Below are 16,986 nucleotides of genomic sequence, written 5' to 3' on the forward strand. Positions count from 1 at the left end.
CGAAGTTTGCAAAGTTAATTTGAAGATTATGAATGAGAATGAATTATCAAGAATTGTAATCGGATTGGCAATAGATGTACATAACGCTTTGGGACCAGGATTATTGGAAAGTGCTTATAAAGAATGCTTGTTTTATAAAATTGCTAAAACTGGTTTATTCGTTGAAAAGGAAAAGAAAATGCCTTTGGTTTTTGAGGATGTTAGATTAGAGTGTGGTTATAGAATAGATATACTGGTAGAAAATAAGTTAGTATTAGAGTTGAAAAGTGTCGAGATGCTAAATGATGTTCATCTTGCCCAAACTTTGACCTATATGAAATTGGGAAATTATAAGTTAGGCTTATTAATGAATTTCAATGTTTCCCGCTTAAAAGATGGATTAAAGAGAATTGTTAATGGCTTATAACTTTTCTTTATTTCTTTGCGAAAAACTTTGCGAACTTTGCGGTTAAATGGAGAAAGTTAAAGTTTTAGCGCAATACATGCCTGCAGAGGCCGCCCCGCTAATTGCCAGGTGGATTGATTATTTTCAATGCGAATTCAAAATCGCTAAAACACGTTCTACCAAATTAGGCGATTATCGCCATCCATTCCGTGGCAAAGGCCATCGTATTTCAGTTAATTTTAACCTCAACCATTATGCGTTTCTAGTGACCACAGTGCACGAATTCGCCCATTTGCTAACCTGGAATGATTTTAAGAATAAAGTAAAGCCACACGGAACCGAATGGAAGAAAAACTTTCAGCGGATGATGGTTCCTTTCTTTGATATGAATATTTTTCCGCAGGATATCCATCAGGCGATAGACAATTATATGTCGAATCCTGCGGCCTCAAGCTGTTCTGATTTACATTTATCGCGGGCCTTAAAAAAATACGACAGCAATAAAAGCGAAACTTTACATGTAGAGCAACTGCCAATTAATACCAACTTTAAAATCAAAGATGGCCGTCGCTTTACCAAAGGCGAACAGATTAGAAAGCGATATCGCTGTATTTGTTTAGATGATAAGCGGATTTACCTGTTTAATCCGCTTGCTGAAGTGTTTTTGTTGGATTAACTTTCCAAATTATCAAAAGATAAACTAATTGGTTAACTTTACATTATGGAACAGATTTTCGATCGTATTTATATTGATAGTGATATTTGTAATGGAAAGCCAATTATAAGGGGAAAGAGAATTACGGTACAGACTGTAATGGAATTTTTATCTGCAGGTGAAACAGCCGAGGAAATTTTAAATCAGTATCCTTCACTTGAACCTGAAGATATTACCGCCTGTATGCGCTATGCGACAGAATTAATGAATCATAGTTTCATTATTAAACGGGCGGTGGCTTAAATGGAGGAATGTAGATTTTTAGTAGACGTTAACCTTCCTCGTTTTTTCTCACTTTGGAACAATGCTCAATACATTCATCAGGCCGATTTAGGTGATGAATGGTCTGATACGATGATTTGGCAATATGCTAAGGCTAAAAATTTGACCATTATAACGAAAGACAGCGATTTTTCTTCCAGAATACTTTTACATACTCCGCCACCTAAAGTGATTCATATTAGATTAGGTAATATGAAAATGTCTCAATTTCACGATGCAATTAATATTTTATGGCCCGAGGTTATCTCTTTGAACAAAAATTATAAGTTAGTTAATGTTTTTGCTGATAGGATAGAAGGTGTTATGTAGTTACATCAACCTAAACTCATCACCATCAAATAAACCTTTATCACTCAGTTTCAAATGCGGAATAACCAAAAGTGCCATAAAAGAAAGTGTCATAAAAGGAGCAAGCAGGGTTGACCCCAGGTCTTTTGCAAACTGATCGATAGCAGTATAACGTGCAGCAACCTCGTAACCATTGTGGTTACTCATTAAGCCAGCAACAGGTAGCGGTAGAACCTCTTCCTTTCCGTTTCCTAAAGCGACAACTCCACCAGTTTCCTGAATCACCATATTTACCGCCGCACAAATGCTTTTGTCATCAACACCCACGGCAATAATATTATGACTATCATGCGCTACACTGGAGGCAATTGCGCCCTTTTTTAGACCAAAGTTCTTAACAAAGGAAATGGCAATGGGCGCATCGTGATAGCGGTTAACCACCACCATTTTTAGCATATCATTTTCTACATCGCTCACCATGTTTCCGTTTTCAACTTTTGGTTTTATATGCAGTTTATTGGTGATCAACTGACCATCCAGGGCTTCAATAACCGGAATCTCCTGTTCGTTTTGATAGGGTAAGATAAAATCTTCTTCGTTTTTCAAGCTGCAATCAAAATGGTTAATTGATTCTTTACTAGCTGAATGATTGATCCAGTTGCCTACCATTTTACCGTTTTCTGCTAGTAAAAGCCCATTAATATAGGTTTGTTTTACCTTAAAATTAATCAGGTTTTCAATCACAATAAAATCAGCATCATCGTTTACCTGTAACGCACCAACTTCAAGCTTATAATGTAAGATGGGGTTAATGCAAGCCGCGCGAAGCACTTTAAAAACATCGATTCCTTTGGCCACTGCCCTGGCACAAATTTCGTTAATGTGGCTTTCAACTAAACTATCAGGATGTTTGTCGTCACTACAGAACATCATCATTTCGGGCCAATCCTGGAGTAAATGGATTAAAGCCTCAAAATTTTTGGCTGCGCTACCTTCCCGGATCAGGATCTTCATGCCACGCTGTAGTTTATCCAGTGCTTCTTCGGCAGTAAAACATTCATGGTCGGTAGAAATACCGGCATCTATGTATTTTTGGACGGTATCTCCACGTAGGCCCGGCGCGTGTCCGTCAACAGGTTTACCGAGCTCGTGGGCAGCAGCAATCTTTTTTAAAACTTCTTCATCTTTATACAGCACGCCCGGAAAATTCATCATTTCGCTGAGGTATTTAATCTCCGGGCGTTCTAAAAGTGCCTCAACATCATCATGATTTAACTCAGCGCCTGCAGTTTCGAAGGTAGTAGCCGGTACGCAGCTTGGTGCACCGAAATTGAATTTAAAGGGTACGGTGTTGCCGTTTTCAATCATAAATTCAACCCCTTCCATCCCGCATACGTTTGCAATTTCGTGCGGATCACTAATGGTCGCCACTGTACCGTGCACCACCGCTAACCTGGCAAATTCGCTCGGAATGAGCATGCTGCTTTCGATATGTACATGGCTATCAATAAAGCCCGGCGTAATGAATGTGCTGCCTGGGCGTTCATCCGAAATTTGGGTAATCGATTTTATCTTTCCGGCTTCAACCGTTATTTCGCCAAAGAAAATATGACGTGCTACGATATTAACTATATTTCCACTGACCTTGAAAGTGCCCATGTTGCTTGAATGTTTAACTGGTTAATCGTTTAAACCGGTTAATTGTTTAGGACACACAGTTAACCAATTTAAACAGTTTATACAATTAACCTCTGTTTAATATTTTAATAATTTATCAATTATTTCTGCTAATCTGGCTTTAGCCAGAAAATCATCTTCCAGCACCTTGCTCATCGGAATGGCAGTATCTAAACTTGCACAACGCATTACAGGTGCATCCAGGTATTGGAAAAGATGCTCGCCAATCCAGGCAGAAATTTCAGCACCGAAACCATTGGTCAAGGTATCCTCATGTAAAACCAGCACCCTTCCGGTTGCTTTTACAGCTTCCTTCACTGTTTCCTGATCCCATGGCTGTAACGTACGCAGATCAACCAGGGTGGCTGCTTGTTCAGGATGGCTGCTTAAATGTTCTAAAGCCCAATGTACACCTAAACCATAGGTGATAATCGTAAACTGATCTCCTGTTTTTAAAGTAGCGGCTTTTCCTATTTCGGTAGTATAATAGCCATCGGGTACCAACCCGGTTAGGCTTCTATAAAGGTATTTATGTTCAAAGTAGATTACGGGATTGGGATCGGCTATGGCAGACAAAAGCAAACCCTTGGCATCTTCAGGAAATGCGGGGTACATAATTTTCAATCCCGGTGTTTTAGTAAACCAGGCCTCATTACTTTGCGAATGGAACGGGCCAGCTCCTGTTCCAGCGCCGGTAGGCATACGTACAACTACATCTGCCTTTTCGCCCCAGCGGTAATGCGTTTTGGCCAAATTGTTTACAATCTGGTTAAAGCCAGCGCTTACAAAATCGGCAAACTGCATTTCTACAACAGCTTTGTAACCGTTTATAGAAAGCCCTAAACCTGCGCCCAAGATGGCCGATTCGCAAATAGGTGTATTGCGCACCCGGCTCTTGCCATATTTAGCTATGAAGCCATCTGTAATTTTAAATGCCCCGCCATAACCGGCAATATCCTGCCCCATTAAAACCAGGTTAGGATATTTTTCCATTGCGAGATCGAGTGTATCACTAATTGCATCCAGATACCTTTTTTCAGTAGCAGATTCGCCTGGTTGAATAATTTCGGACTGGTAAGGGAAGTACATGTCCCTTTCTTCTCTCGCTTGATCTGCAATGGGTTCTGGCTCTTCAAAAGCTTCTTCTACTGCTAACTCAATATCTAGCTTGAACTGAATCTTAATATCCGTAATGGTATCTGTTGTTAAAATACCTTGCTCAATTAAATAGGCCTCATAATTGTTTAAAGGGTCTTTCTTTTCCCACTGGTCAAAAAGTTCCTGCGGAACATATTTCGTACCTGATGCTTCTTCATGGCCACGCATCCTGAAAGTCATGCACTCAACCAAAACAGGTCTTGGATCTTTTCGGATTTCCATGGCCAGCTGGTTAATGGTATCATAAACTTCTAAAATATTATTTCCGTCGATCTGAACACCCTCTATTCCATAACCAATGGCTTTATCAACCAGGTTTTTGCATCTGTATTGTTCTGCTGTTGGGGTTGACAGTCCATAGCCGTTGTTTTCGATCAGAAAGATAACAGGAAGGCCCCAAACTGCTGCCACGTTTACGGCTTCGTGGAAATCGCCCTCACTGGTGGCGCCTTCGCCGGTATAAACCAGTGTAGCCTGTTGTTTATTAGCCAAAAGATCGGCCAGGGCGATGCCATCGGCTAGAGCCATTTGTGGCCCTAAATGGGAGATCATGCCCACAATTTTATAATCTTGGGTCCCAAAATGAAAGGAGCGGTCGCGGCCTTTGGTAAAGCCGGTTAACTTGCCCTGCCATTGGGCCATTAATTTCTTTAGCGGAATACTACGTGAGGTAAAAACACCTAAATTGCGATGCATGGGTAAAATGTACTCACCTTTCTGCATGGCCATGGTACTGCCCACAGCAATGGCTTCCTGACCAATACCCGAAAACCATTTCCCTATACGTCCCTGCCGCAATAATTTAAGCATTTTATCCTCTACCATTCTGGGATAAAGTAGTTTTTTATATAAATTCAATAAGAATTCATCGTCTTTATCTCTTCGGTTGAAATGCATATCTGGTTGGTTTGACTAATGATTCTGGACTCAGGACTCCCGGCTCTTCTTTAATTCCTCAAACTGTTTGGCGAATGATTTATCAGCAACCTTTGGCATTTCACGGTATTTGCCCCAACTCTTTTTAAAGAAGGTTTTGAGCATAAAGTTTTTAAATTTTCCGCCGAAGAAATCCATCCATTTGCGTTTTTGCATCATCTTGCTGAACATGCTCCAGCCGATTTCTTCCTGTTTGCCGTTCTCATGACCAGCTGCAGCATCTCTTCTGTTAAGCAGCAGCATTTTATGGATATCGATTTTTACCGGACATACTTCTGAGCATTTTCCGCAGAGACTGGAAGCATAGCTCAAATGCTTAAACTCTTCCATACCTTTTAAATGTGGCGTAATTACCGAGCCAATTGGACCGCTATAGGTGGTATTATAAGTGTGTCCACCGATATTTTTATATACCGGGCAGGCATTTAAACAGGCACCACAACGAATGCAGTACAAACCTTGTCGCTGATCCTTTTGAGCCAGTAAATTGGTGCGGCCATTATCCAGCAGGATCACATACATTTCTTCGGGTCCATCCGTTTCATTTGGCTGCCGCGGTCCGCTCAGGATACTATTGTAAACCGTTAGGTTTTGTCCGGTACCATGCGAAGCCAACAAAGGCCAGAACAGGTCAAGGTCGGCCATAGAAGGGATAACCTTTTCAATACCAACAATGGCAATATGTATTTTAGGAAAAGTAGTGCTTAACCTGGCATTGCCTTCATTTTCGGTAATGGCAATACTGCCGGTATCGGCAATCAGGAAATTCCCTCCGCTTATACCAATATCGGCATTCAAATATTTGTCTCGGAGTAGTTCCCTAGCTTTTTGCACCAGCTGCGGTGGTGTAGCATCAATTGGAGTTCCAAATTTATCGTGGAATAACTGCGCAATATCAGTAGCACTTAAGTGCATGGCAGGGGTAACAATATGGTAGGGCGCCTGGCCCAATAATTGCACGATATATTCTCCCAGATCGCTTTCCAGCGATTCAATATTATTCTGCTCCAGGAAATCGTTCAGGTGAATTTCTTCGGTCGTCATCGATTTAGATTTGATGACCGTTTTTCCATTGTTTCTTTTAATGATATTGAGGATTTCTGCCTGGGCTTCTGCAGCATCATTTGCCCAGATCACCTTACCGCCGCGACGCTGAAAATTTGATTCGAATTCTGGTAAGAACTTGTCGAGATTTTCCATTACACGCCATTTAATTACATGGGCTTTTTTCTTAGAAGCCTCGAGGTTTTCGAATTTCGATAAGCCCCGTTCAACCGCCGCATTGTATTTACCAATATTATAATTTATGGTTTTACGGTGCGGCAAATCGAAAGCTTTCTCATCTGACTTTTCTAAAAATTCCTCGGCAGTTTTCATCAATAGCAATTTATTATAGGGGTAACGAAGAATAACCGCTTTTAGTTTGGTGTTACTTCGTCAAAAACCAAAGATAGGAATTTATGCAGGTGCCAAAAGTAATGTGTAGAAAAAAGCCCCAACATTTCGTTGAGGCTGAGTATTTTGAACATTATTTCTTTGGATTCCCTTTTCCGTCCATGTCTACAACCGGACGCTTGGCTCTGTTGGCAAGTTCCCATGCAGTAAAGTAGGTGAGTTTTGCTCTTTTTGACAATAAAGGGAAGTTGATTTTGCTTACTTCATCACCTGGTTTATGGTAATCCTGCTGTAACATTCCATCATAATAAAAGATAATCGGAATGCCTAATTTAGCAAAGTTATAGTGGTCTGAGCGATAATAAATTTGCTCAGGGTCTTTAGGGTCATCATATTTATAATCCAGTTTCATTTTAGTATAGGTAGCGTTTACCTGCTCACTTAAATTGGCGAGGTCGCTACTTAACATCCTCGAACCTACTGAATAAATGTAGTTTGCCGAATCAGGTTTGCCCAAATACTCTTCACCTATACGGCCAATCATATCGGTATTTAAATCAGCAATGGTATTGGCAACAGGGAAAACAGGATGCTCAGAATACCACTCAGATCCCCACAGTCCTTTTTCTTCTCCAACAACAGTCATAAATAAGATACTGCGTTTAGGACCTTTACCTGCTTTTTTGGCATCAGTAAAAGCTTTTGCCATTAGTAAAACACCGGTAGTACCCGATCCATCGTCGTCGGCACCGTTGTTTACTTTATCTTTCGCGTTAGGGTCAGTTTCTAAACCAATATGATCGTAGTGACCGGTTAAGATTAATACTTCTTTTTTAAGTACGGGATCTGATCCTTCTAAGTAACCCAAAACGTTTTCGCACCTAACCGATGCTTCGTTTTTGGCAGCACTTGCCGAAAAAGGAACATTTATTACCTGCGAAGCAGGTGTAAGACTTTCTGTAATTTTCTTTTGTAAGTCGGCTGCTGTAGTATTTGCTGATTTTAACAGATCGTTGGCTAAGGCCACAGAGATAGAGATGCGTGGGATCTCATTCTGTTTCTGGGCCTCAATAGCCGCATTTGTTTTGACCATTACACGGCCGTTGTTTTGAGCCTGTTTGGTATTTTCTGTAATTCTATCCACACTTGGATCGATCAGGATAATAGCTTTTACATTATTTTCAGCAAAATATTTTGCCCGGCTTTCTAACATGGCGCGGTAAGCAGCCCTATCAATGCGGGTACCAGGTTTAATGGTTGGGTCGCCACCGTTAAACATCATCACCACTTTGCCTTTAATATCTGTTCCTGCAAAATCGTTATAGCTGTCTTTTTTTATTCCGTAGCCGACAAATACAATCTGATCGGTAGAGAAGGTAAAACCGTTATCACTGATTAGGCTCGGAGAAACCACATAATCTTTCTGATACTCTTTCGGCTGACCGTTAACAGTTACATGGCTTTCTTTCAAGGTAACATTTACGAGGTTGATTTTCTGGAAATAGCCTCCATCAACCGGGCCTTTTAAGCCAATTGATTTAAAATAATCGCGGATATAGTCTGCAGCCATCCAGGCGCCTTTTGTTCCTGTCTCGCGTCCTTCATATTCGTCGGATGCTAAAATGGAAAGGTGTTTATATGCATTATCAGGATTAATGGCCCTGCTAAATTTAATAGCGTCTTTATTGGCAGGCAGTGGTTTAATCTGGCTAAAACAACTTGCTGTAACAAGTGTAGCCAAACCAAGGGTTAAAAACTTTTTGTTCATGATGATAATTTTAGTTGAGGTTGGGTTAGCAAGAAATCTTTTCAATCCGATTTTGGTGTCGGCCACCTTCAAACGGCGTAGTTAAAAAGGTTTCGGTAATTTGTTTGGCTTCATCTACAGATACAAAACGAGCCGGTATACAAAGTACATTAGCATTATTATGGAGGCGTACCAGCGAGGCCACTTCGTTTTCCCAGCACAAGCCTGCTCTTATGCCCTGGTGTTTGTTAGCTGTTATGGCCACGCCGTTAGCCGAGCCGCATAGTAAAATACCGTAGGTAAATTCTCCTTTTTCAACAGCACTGGCCACAGGATGTGCAAAATCAGGATAGTCAACTGAATCTGCTGAGAAAGGTCCAAAATCCTTTACTTCGTAATCTTTTAAAAAATCTTTTAATATTTCTTTATAATCGAATCCGGCATGATCCGCGCCAATAGCAATTTTTATTTTTGTATCAGACATTGTCAAATGTATAGAGAATTATGAATTCTGTTCGTAATGTTTTTGTTAGTTTGCATAGAATGCAGCTTCAGCTTTTTTCTTCTTTCTTTCAATATAGGCCGAAACAAAAATACTCAGCTCATACAATAAGAATAAAGGAGTAGCTACTATCAACATCGTCATGATATCTGGTGTAGGGGTTACAATGGCAGCGATAATTAAAATAATTACAGTGGCATACCTTCTGCTGGCACGCATCAGTTTTGGCGTCATTAAACCAAGTTTGGATAGAATAAAAATGATAACCGGGAGCTCGAAGATAATCCCGGTACCCAAAGTAAGGGTTGCAACCGATGACAGGTAAGAATCAACTGTAAAAGTATTTTTAATTTCAGTACTAACTGTATAACCAGTTAAAAAATTAACCGATAAGGGACAAACTATAAAATAGCCAAAAAAGATACCAACAACGAACAATAAGGAGGCGAAAAAAACAAAACCACTGGCCGATTTGCGCTCATTATCGTGCAACGCTGGTTTAACGAAACGCCAGATCTCCCACAAGAGGTAAGGGAAGCCCACAACGATACCGCACATCACACAAACATTTAACTGAAGGTTAAACTGGCCGGCCATCTCGGTATTGATGATTTCCCCATTAATTTTGGTGATACACATATCCTTACCTAAGGATGGGAAATGCTCTACCAGTTTACACATCATCCGATAAGTCCAAAAATCAGGTTTTTTGGGGCCAAAAATTATTTTATCCAGAATCTCCTCGTTGAAGTAAAAAGCGATACCCGTAAAAACGGCAATAGCAATTACGGCTCTGATTAAATGTTTACGGAGAACATCCAGATGATCGAAAAAAGACATTTCTGCCTCTAAATTGGTGCTCTTTTGACCGATAGCTTTTGTAAGTAAAGTTTTTTTAATGTCGCTCATGTTGAAAACAAAAATACCATTCTATTTGAATAGAATGGTATTTACGTGTTAAATATAGAAATAGTTTAGATTATTATGAGAAATGGCTGTAAAAATAACAAACTATGCTCTCATAGTGGTTTTAGAATTGGTTTTTAATTAAACTCAACTGCCTTAAATTTGCGGCGTTACTATAATTAAGTTGATATACACCATCTTCTCCTGTAACGATCAAAGATTTGGGGCCGGCAATGACATCAAAACTTTTAATATTGTTTAGATGCTGTAACATGTTATCGCTGATTTTCGTGTTATCTCTGATATTAAAACTCTTTATTCCATAGCTACCTTCGCAGAGAAAGAGATAATCACCAGAGGTGCTTAAGCCATGTGGGTTTTGCATTGGGTAAACCGCTATCTGTTTCGGCTTGGTCGGATCTTCAATATCCACAACTTCCAACTGATTACTGGCCTGCCTGCATAAATTGCCGGTGCGTAAAGTAACATAAGCATATTTGCCTTGTACAACCACCGGGTCGCAAGCGAAAATATGGCTGTAGGTAGATAGTTGGACAGGATTGGCCGGATCGCTGGCACTAAAGATGCGCATGCCTCTGTTGGTGCCTATGAATAACTTGTTATCATAAGGGAAGATAGTTTCTACTCCCCAACCCAAACTGATTGTCTTTAAAAATGTTGGGTCTGATGCGGTTTTAACATTAAAAAGATTTAAATTACTTGTACCAACGGTATATAAATAATCGTTCATCAGGGTGAACCTGGCCATCGAACCGCCCTGGCCCGAACTAGCTTGAGAAGAAGAAGTACTGAAAGCAACATATTGCATTTCACGCTTATAAGTTTGTTTTTTTACTACTGTATCTTTATAAGTGTAAATATATTTTTCAATGCCTGGATTATTGAACTGACTAAAAACATCAGTTACCCTTTTAACCAATGTAATATTATTTATATTCGATAGATCGAAAGCCAGCAAATCGATAAAATTATCGGCATAAAGAATATTATTGTGGATTGCTAAATCTACATTGCCCGGAATTTTCAGAAAAGCCATATTCACAGGAGCACTCGGATTGGTATTATTGTAGATATGAATGCCTTCATTGGGCTCATTAATGAAAAGATAATCTTTGTAGATGTATATTTTTCCAGTCTTTTTTGCGGGAGTAGCCCTAGTAAGTCCTGTAGGCATAGCCCTCATTTCCTTAGCGGAAATCATTTTGACAATCTGTATGGTTTCATACTCATCTTTTTTGCACGAAGTAAATACTGCAAAAGCAAGTAGGATAAGGAATGCGTTAGTTAGATTTTTTTTCATGTTTTGAATGTTTGTAATTAAACGTAACACATTAATTAAACGCTACAGCTTATAGGTAAAATATTAGTAGTCAACTATCAAGTAAAATAAATCCAGGAGAAATAAAAAGGCTGTTGAAAATATTTTGAACAGCCTTTTCCGTATACGTAAAATGTTAAAATCGTTATTACCCTTCCGAAAACTAGAAGGTCTCCATAAATTTCTTGTTGCAATTTTCTGTCCTATTTATTGTATTGAGAGCAGGATGATATTTAGATAAATTCGAGCTTTTAAGTTAATTATAGTGGCCTCTTAGCGAATAGATTTTAATAATCTGTTCAGTTTCTGAAACTGAATAAATAATTCTATGCTCTGAGTTTATTCTTCTAGACCACTTACCTGTAAGATTATATTTCAGCGCCTCTGGTTTTCCAATACCTTCAAATGGAGAATTGTTTTGCTATGAATATTCTTTTGGATAATTGTATTTCCAGATTTCTTCCAAAAATCTAAATCTTCATTAGCTTTTGGAAGAAAAACTATTTCCATAAGTTATCGAGATCAACTTTTGTGAATTTCCTTTCGCTGAAGTCTTGATCGCCTTTCAAAATTTTTTCAACAAATTCTGGGTTATAAGGCTTCTCTTCTTTTTCAAAAGAAATCTTCATTGCTTTTAAAACCTGCTTCATAGCATTTAGCTGCGCTTTATTTTCCGGATGTACAATTAATGTTTCCATAAATTAAATTTACTGAAATAAATTTAATTCTTTGACAAAGAAAAATCCCATTTTGGTAAAACAAAATGGGATTTAAATTTCTATAACACTTTATGTTATTCCGAAAACTCAAAGGTTTCCATAAACTTGGTAGTGAAATTTCCTGCTCTGAAATTAGGGTCTTTCATCAATTGTAAATGGAAAGGAATGGTGGTTTTGATGCCTTCAATTACAAACTCGCTTAAAGCTCGCTCCATGGTACAAATGGCTTCTTCGCGGGTTTGAGCCACGCAGATTAATTTTGCAATCATTGAATCGTAATTCGCAGGGATAGAATATCCGGCATAAACGTGTGTATCTACACGAACACCATGACCACCTGGTGAGTGAAAATTCGTAATTTTCCCCGGTGACGGACGGAAATTATTTGCCGGGTCTTCGGCATTGATGCGGCACTCAATTGCGTGCATTTCCGGCGTATAGTTTTTACCTGAGATCGGAATGCCGGCAGCAACTTTTATCTGTTCTTTAATTAAATCGAAGTTGATTACTTCCTCGGTAACCGGATGCTCTACCTGGATACGGGTATTCATTTCCATGAAATAGAAGTTACGATGTTTATCAACCAAGAACTCAATAGTACCTGCACCTTCGTAATTTACGGCCATGGCACCTTTAATAGCTGCTTCACCCATTCTTAAACGCAGTTCTTCTGTCATAAACGGCGAAGGAGATTCTTCTACCAGTTTTTGGTGGCGGCGTTGAATCGAACAATCGCGTTCTGATAAGTGACAGGCTTTGCCAAACTGGTCGCCAATAACCTGAATTTCAATGTGGCGTGGATCTTCGATGTATTTTTCTAAATATAAACCATCATTACCGAAGGCTGCGCCAGATTCCTGACGGGCGCTATCCCATGCATTTTCGAAATCTTCATCTTTCCAAACCACACGCATGCCCCGGCCACCACCACCGGCAGTTGCTTTAAGGATAACCGGATAACCCATTTCGTTGGCAATTGCAATACCCTCTTTAACGCTGGTAAGCAAACCTTCTGAACCTGGAATGGTTGGAACACCGGCATTTTTCATGGTTGCTTTAGCCGAAGCTTTGTCGCCCATATCGTTAATCTGCTCAGGCGTGGCACCAATAAATTTGATATTATACTCGCGGCAGATGTTAGAGAACTTTGCGTTTTCTGACAAGAAACCGTAACCTGGATGTATGGCATCGGCATTGGTTAGTTCTGCAGCAGAAATGATATTCGGAATATTTAAATAAGAATCTTTACTAGGTGGAGGGCCAATACAAACAGCCTCATCAGCAAAACGTACGTGCAAACTTTCGCGATCAGCGGTAGAATAAACAGCAACCGTTTTGATGCCCATTTCCTTACAGGTACGGATAATACGCAAAGCGATTTCACCCCTGTTGGCAATTAGTATTTTTTTAAACATAATTTTACCTTTTCTGATTACACCGATGTTAATGATTACCCCGATTTATTCGGTAATAACCACCACTCTGATCAATTGTAATCGGTGTTATCTAATTAATCTGTGTAATCAATAACTAAATAGGTTCTACTAAAAATAACGGTTGGTCGTATTCTACAGGCGATGCATTATCAACCAATATTTTAACGATACGGCCTGAAACTTCACTTTCAATCTCGTTGAAAAGTTTCATAGCCTCTATGATACAAACTACTTTACCCGCGCTAATTTCGTCACCAACATTCACAAACATTGGTTTTTCAGGGCTAGCCGAACGGTAAAAAGTACCGATCATTGGTGATTTGATCGTAATGTATTTTGAAGTGTCTTCTGCAACAGGTGGTACAGCTGGTGTTGCTGCCGTAGGAGCAGTAGGAGCTGTGGCAACAGGAGCAGCAGCCTGTACAAGCGGAGCTTGTGGTACGGTAGCATGCACAACTGTTGGTGCCTGGTTTGTTTTGATCGTGATTTTGAAGTTTTCCTGCTCAATAGCAACTTCATTTACTCCAGAACGAGAAACAAATTTAATCAGTTCCTGTATTTGTTTAATATCCATTTTTTAGGCTAGTTATGTAAAAAATAGTGTTTATTGAATTAACTAAGTTATACTTTTTTTTGTTTTATTTTTTTATCCGGGCAGTACCTTTACTTCGGACTCCGGACTAAAGACTTCCGACTATTTTGTATCGTAAGCCCATTTAAGATATACCGAACCCCAGGTAAAGCCACCACCGAAAGCAGCTAAAACGATGTTATCGCCTTTTTTCAACTTGCTTTCCCACTCCCATAAACATAAAGGAATTGTTCCATTGGTTGTATTGCCATAACGTTCGATGTTGATCATCACTTTATCAGTAGTAACGCCCATGCGGTTAGCAGTAGCATCAATGATGCGTTTGTTGGCTTGGTGCGGTACTAACCAGGCCACATCATCAGCAGTTAAACTGTTACGTTCCATAATTTCAGCAGCAACATCGGCCATATTGGTTACGGCAAATTTGAATACTGTTGGTCCTTCCTGATGCGCAAAATGCTCTTTGGCATCAATGGTCTCGTGGGAGGCTGGTTTAACAGAACCACCGGCTTTCATCCCCAGGAAATCTCTTCCGGAACCATCTGTTCTTAAAATAGAATCCTGAATGCCCAAGCCTTCTTCATTTGGTTCCAGTAAAGCACAGCCACAGCCATCGCCAAAAATGATACAGGTGGTGCGGTCTTCATAATTGATAATCGACGACATCTTGTCGCCTCCAACTACCAAAACTTTTTTATGTCTACCTGATTCAACAAATGATGCACCTGTAGAAAGACCAAATAAAAAGCCGGAACAAGCGGCCTGTAAATCATAACCCCAGGCATTGGTGGCACCAACTTTATCTGCTAAAACGTTTGCTGTTGCAGGGAAAGTAAAATCTGGAGTAGTGGTGCAAAAGATGATCAGTTCAATCTCTTTTGCATCAATTCCTCTCTTTTTAAGTAAACCGTTTACCGCATGAACGGCCATGTCGGAAGTACCTAAACCCTCACCTTTTAAAATTCTACGTTCTTTAATTCCCGTTCTACTGGTAATCCATTCATCGGAAGTGTCAACAATGGTTTCTAACTCTGCGTTTGTAAGCACATAGTCGGGGACATAACCATTTACTGCTGTAATAGCAGCGTGAATTTTACTCATTTTAAGAATTTTAATAAATTATTTAAATGCCATTCTAATTTTTTCTACCAATCCGGTGGTAATCATTTCTCTGGATTGCAGAATCATATTTTTAACAGCCAGCGGACTGGAAATTCCATGTCCGATAACAACGGGAGCATTAACACCTAGAACCGGGCTTCCGCCGTATTGTTCATAATTAAAACGATCGAAAAACTCATCTTTTAATCCCTTTTTAATGGTAAGCACGTAAAACGATTCGGCTAATTTTAGCATCACATTTCCGGTAAAACCATCGCACACAATTACATCGGCTTTTTCGTTAAATAAATCTCTGCCTTCTACATTTCCAACGAAGTTGAAGAGGCTGGTTTCTTTCATTAACGGAAAAGTAGCCATGCTTAGCATATTTCCTTTTTCATCTTCTTCACCAATATTCATCAAGGCCACTTTAGGGTCATTAATCTGCAAAAGGTTTTCTGCATATAAGCTGCCCAAAACGCCAAATTGTAATAAAATATCAGGTTTACAGTCGGCATTTGCACCTACATCTAACAGCAGGCCTGTGCCGCCTTTAATTTTCGGAAGAATTGTACATAAACAAGGGCGGATAATGCCCGGAATGGTTTTTACGCTAAAAACAGCGCCAACCAACATGGCTCCAGAATTACCGGCACTTGCGAAAGAGTCGATTTTACCTTCCTTTAAAAGATTAAAACCAACCGCTATGCTAGAATTAGGTTTCTGAACAATTGCTTTGGTGGGGTGTTCGCCCATACCGATTACTTCATCAGTATGAACGTATTCAAAATGATCCGGATTAAAGCCCTCTTCTGCAAGAATGGGTTTAATCTGTTCGGTATCGCCAATAAGAACTAAATGCTCTCCAGCGTTAAGCGATTGATGAGCAGCTATTGCTCCCAAAACAATTGCTTTGGGAGCATAGTCTCCGCCCATTATGTCGAGGCCTATTTTCATAGAAAAAATCTGTTTGTGTTAAGTCAGGTGTAATCCTGAATTTTTCAGTTGACTAAGGTATGACTAAAGCCGCTGAAAACACAAACAATTTTTTAAGAAAATTACCCTATCTGAGTATTTTCGATAACCAGTTTGCCGTTGTAGTATAAGTTACCATCAACGTTGTAAGCACGGTGAGGTACGTGGATAGCACCTGTTGCCGAGCATGTTGCTAAAGAAGGGGTGACAGCTTTATAGTGTGTTCTTCTTTTATTTTTTCTCTGTTTCGAGATTTTCCGTTTTGGATGTGCCATTGGTGTATAATCTAATTATTTTTTTAACTTATTAAGGGCTTCCCAACGTGGGTCGCTTGTTTGTTCATTTTCTTCAGCCTGATTTTCAATAGATAATTGATTTAAACGATCAATCATCTCCTGATCACAATCTTTACCAGCCCGTTCGCAGTTTTTGATATAAGGTACTGCAACATTAATCATTTCGTATAAAGGACCGGAAATGTCAATTTCGGTTTCTTTACGGCTTAGCGAAATAATTTCCTCATCATCACTCTCCAGTTCATCTTCAGCAAACTTTACAATCTGCCTTTCATAAAGATTTATCGGTAACGGAAATTCAGATAAACATTTATCGCAATCTAAATTAACTGTACCCATAACTTTAAATTTTAGTAGCAGCATGGTCTCTTGTTTCTCAAGTTCCAGGTCTACTCTTAAATTTCCACTTTTAATTAACGAATACTCAAATGCGTTAAAAAAGCGGTCATCAAGCTCATAATCAAACTGATGAGATCCCAATTTTAAGCCGGTAAACGGTAATGAAAATTGTTTTAGTGGGTTCAAAGTACTGTAAAA

General features: G+C 39.5%; 19 protein-coding genes. 4 read left to right on the top strand and 15 right to left on the bottom strand.

Translation table 11 applies throughout. The features are described 5' to 3' along the window. Positions 1-28: 28 nt before the first annotated feature. Genes BM107_RS19460 through BM107_RS19475 form a run of 4 tightly spaced genes read left to right on the top strand, consistent with a single transcriptional unit; the run spans position 29 to position 1,691 of the window. The gene (locus BM107_RS19460; protein ID WP_090986424.1) at positions 29-406 is read left to right on the top strand and encodes a GxxExxY protein; all 378 of its coding nucleotides are present in this window, start codon (positions 29-31) and stop codon (positions 404-406) included. A 46-nt stretch (positions 407-452) separates the two neighbouring features. Further along, positions 453-1,061: a SprT-like domain-containing protein gene (locus BM107_RS19465; protein WP_090986426.1), complete on the top strand. Its 609-nt coding sequence runs from the start codon at positions 453-455 to the stop codon at positions 1,059-1,061. Between the two features lie 45 nt (positions 1,062-1,106). Then, positions 1,107-1,343, top strand: a complete 237-nt coding sequence (locus BM107_RS19470; RefSeq protein WP_090986428.1) for a DUF433 domain-containing protein — start codon at positions 1,107-1,109, stop codon at positions 1,341-1,343. Continuing rightward, entirely contained in the window at positions 1,344-1,691 is a 348-nt protein-coding gene (locus BM107_RS19475; protein ID WP_090986430.1) for a DUF5615 family PIN-like protein, read from the top strand. It begins immediately after the preceding gene. Here the strand turns inward: BM107_RS19475 and ade are convergent, their stop codons facing one another. The 15 genes from ade to BM107_RS19550 all read right to left on the bottom strand — a co-directional run bounded on the left by ade (position 1,692) and on the right by BM107_RS19550 (position 16,974). Beyond that, on the bottom strand, positions 1,692-3,329 hold the full coding sequence (gene ade, locus BM107_RS19480; protein ID WP_090986432.1) for an adenine deaminase: 1,638 nt from the start codon (positions 3,327-3,329) through the stop codon (positions 1,692-1,694). A 96-nt stretch (positions 3,330-3,425) separates the two neighbouring features. Further along, positions 3,426-5,402, bottom strand: coding sequence for an alpha-ketoacid dehydrogenase subunit alpha/beta (locus BM107_RS19485; protein ID WP_090986434.1), 1,977 nt, complete (start codon positions 5,400-5,402; stop codon positions 3,426-3,428). A 30-nt stretch (positions 5,403-5,432) separates the two neighbouring features. Continuing rightward, complete coding sequence (locus BM107_RS19490; RefSeq protein ID WP_208864422.1) at positions 5,433-6,821, bottom strand: LutB/LldF family L-lactate oxidation iron-sulfur protein; 1,389 nt, start codon at positions 6,819-6,821, stop codon at positions 5,433-5,435. A 148-nt stretch (positions 6,822-6,969) separates the two neighbouring features. Next, on the bottom strand, positions 6,970-8,604 hold the full coding sequence (locus BM107_RS19495) for a M28 family peptidase (protein WP_090986522.1): 1,635 nt from the start codon (positions 8,602-8,604) through the stop codon (positions 6,970-6,972). A gap of 25 nt (positions 8,605-8,629) precedes the next feature. Continuing rightward, positions 8,630-9,067 (bottom strand): ribose 5-phosphate isomerase B, encoded by a 438-nt coding sequence (gene rpiB, locus BM107_RS19500; RefSeq protein WP_090986440.1) that lies wholly within the window; start codon positions 9,065-9,067, stop codon positions 8,630-8,632. A 45-nt stretch (positions 9,068-9,112) separates the two neighbouring features. After that, the gene (gene tatC, locus BM107_RS19505) at positions 9,113-9,994 is read right to left on the bottom strand and encodes a twin-arginine translocase subunit TatC (protein ID WP_090986442.1); all 882 of its coding nucleotides are present in this window, start codon (positions 9,992-9,994) and stop codon (positions 9,113-9,115) included. 121 nt (positions 9,995-10,115) lie between these two features. Continuing rightward, positions 10,116-11,312: an LVIVD repeat-containing protein gene (locus tag BM107_RS19510; RefSeq protein ID WP_090986444.1), complete on the bottom strand. Its 1,197-nt coding sequence runs from the start codon at positions 11,310-11,312 to the stop codon at positions 10,116-10,118. A 274-nt stretch (positions 11,313-11,586) separates the two neighbouring features. Beyond that, entirely contained in the window at positions 11,587-11,727 is a 141-nt protein-coding gene (locus tag BM107_RS19515) for a Txe/YoeB family addiction module toxin (protein ID WP_090986524.1), read from the bottom strand. A 103-nt stretch (positions 11,728-11,830) separates the two neighbouring features. Continuing rightward, entirely contained in the window at positions 11,831-12,028 is a 198-nt protein-coding gene (locus tag BM107_RS19520; protein ID WP_090986445.1) for a DUF2683 family protein, read from the bottom strand. Positions 12,029-12,123: 95 nt separating this feature from the next. Further along, on the bottom strand, positions 12,124-13,464 hold the full coding sequence (gene accC / locus BM107_RS19525; protein ID WP_090986447.1) for an acetyl-CoA carboxylase biotin carboxylase subunit: 1,341 nt from the start codon (positions 13,462-13,464) through the stop codon (positions 12,124-12,126). Positions 13,465-13,579: 115 nt separating this feature from the next. Beyond that, positions 13,580-14,059 (bottom strand): acetyl-CoA carboxylase biotin carboxyl carrier protein, encoded by a 480-nt coding sequence (accB, locus tag BM107_RS19530; RefSeq protein WP_090986449.1) that lies wholly within the window; start codon positions 14,057-14,059, stop codon positions 13,580-13,582. Positions 14,060-14,179: 120 nt separating this feature from the next. Continuing rightward, complete coding sequence (locus BM107_RS19535; RefSeq protein WP_090986451.1) at positions 14,180-15,178, bottom strand: beta-ketoacyl-ACP synthase III; 999 nt, start codon at positions 15,176-15,178, stop codon at positions 14,180-14,182. 18 nt (positions 15,179-15,196) lie between these two features. Further along, positions 15,197-16,135 (bottom strand): phosphate acyltransferase PlsX, encoded by a 939-nt coding sequence (plsX, locus tag BM107_RS19540; RefSeq protein WP_090986454.1) that lies wholly within the window; start codon positions 16,133-16,135, stop codon positions 15,197-15,199. A 101-nt stretch (positions 16,136-16,236) separates the two neighbouring features. Then, the gene (gene rpmF, locus BM107_RS19545) at positions 16,237-16,428 is read right to left on the bottom strand and encodes a 50S ribosomal protein L32 (RefSeq protein ID WP_025143959.1); all 192 of its coding nucleotides are present in this window, start codon (positions 16,426-16,428) and stop codon (positions 16,237-16,239) included. Between the two features lie 15 nt (positions 16,429-16,443). After that, positions 16,444-16,974, bottom strand: a complete 531-nt coding sequence (locus BM107_RS19550) for a YceD family protein (RefSeq protein WP_090986456.1) — start codon at positions 16,972-16,974, stop codon at positions 16,444-16,446. Positions 16,975-16,986: the final 12 nt, after the last annotated feature.

The organism is Pedobacter suwonensis (assembly GCF_900111825.1).
Classification (GTDB): domain Bacteria; phylum Bacteroidota; class Bacteroidia; order Sphingobacteriales; family Sphingobacteriaceae; genus Pedobacter; species Pedobacter suwonensis.

Bases quoted from the DNA above. Each gene is read 5' to 3' on its own strand.
- BM107_RS19475 (WP_090986430.1), top strand. From the start codon at position 1,344: ATGGAGGAATGTAGATTTTTAGTAGACGTTAACCTTCCTCGTTTTTTC.
- BM107_RS19470 (WP_090986428.1), top strand. From the start codon at position 1,107: ATGGAACAGATTTTCGATCGTATTTATATTGATAGTGATATTTGTAAT.
- BM107_RS19510 (WP_090986444.1), bottom strand. From the start codon at position 11,312: ATGAAAAAAAATCTAACTAACGCATTCCTTATCCTACTTGCTTTTGCA.
- BM107_RS19495 (WP_090986522.1), bottom strand. From the start codon at position 8,604: ATGAACAAAAAGTTTTTAACCCTTGGTTTGGCTACACTTGTTACAGCA.
- accC (WP_090986447.1), bottom strand. From the start codon at position 13,464: ATGTTTAAAAAAATACTAATTGCCAACAGGGGTGAAATCGCTTTGCGT.
- BM107_RS19460 (WP_090986424.1), top strand. From the start codon at position 29: ATGAATGAGAATGAATTATCAAGAATTGTAATCGGATTGGCAATAGAT.
- BM107_RS19520 (WP_090986445.1), bottom strand. From the start codon at position 12,028: ATGGAAACATTAATTGTACATCCGGAAAATAAAGCGCAGCTAAATGCT.
- ade (WP_090986432.1), bottom strand. From the start codon at position 3,329: ATGGGCACTTTCAAGGTCAGTGGAAATATAGTTAATATCGTAGCACGT.
- rpmF (WP_025143959.1), bottom strand. From the start codon at position 16,428: ATGGCACATCCAAAACGGAAAATCTCGAAACAGAGAAAAAATAAAAGA.
- BM107_RS19485 (WP_090986434.1), bottom strand. From the start codon at position 5,402: ATGCATTTCAACCGAAGAGATAAAGACGATGAATTCTTATTGAATTTA.
- BM107_RS19465 (WP_090986426.1), top strand. From the start codon at position 453: ATGGAGAAAGTTAAAGTTTTAGCGCAATACATGCCTGCAGAGGCCGCC.
- rpiB (WP_090986440.1), bottom strand. From the start codon at position 9,067: ATGTCTGATACAAAAATAAAAATTGCTATTGGCGCGGATCATGCCGGA.
- plsX (WP_090986454.1), bottom strand. From the start codon at position 16,135: ATGAAAATAGGCCTCGACATAATGGGCGGAGACTATGCTCCCAAAGCA.
- accB (WP_090986449.1), bottom strand. From the start codon at position 14,059: ATGGATATTAAACAAATACAGGAACTGATTAAATTTGTTTCTCGTTCT.
- BM107_RS19535 (WP_090986451.1), bottom strand. From the start codon at position 15,178: ATGAGTAAAATTCACGCTGCTATTACAGCAGTAAATGGTTATGTCCCC.
- tatC (WP_090986442.1), bottom strand. From the start codon at position 9,994: ATGAGCGACATTAAAAAAACTTTACTTACAAAAGCTATCGGTCAAAAG.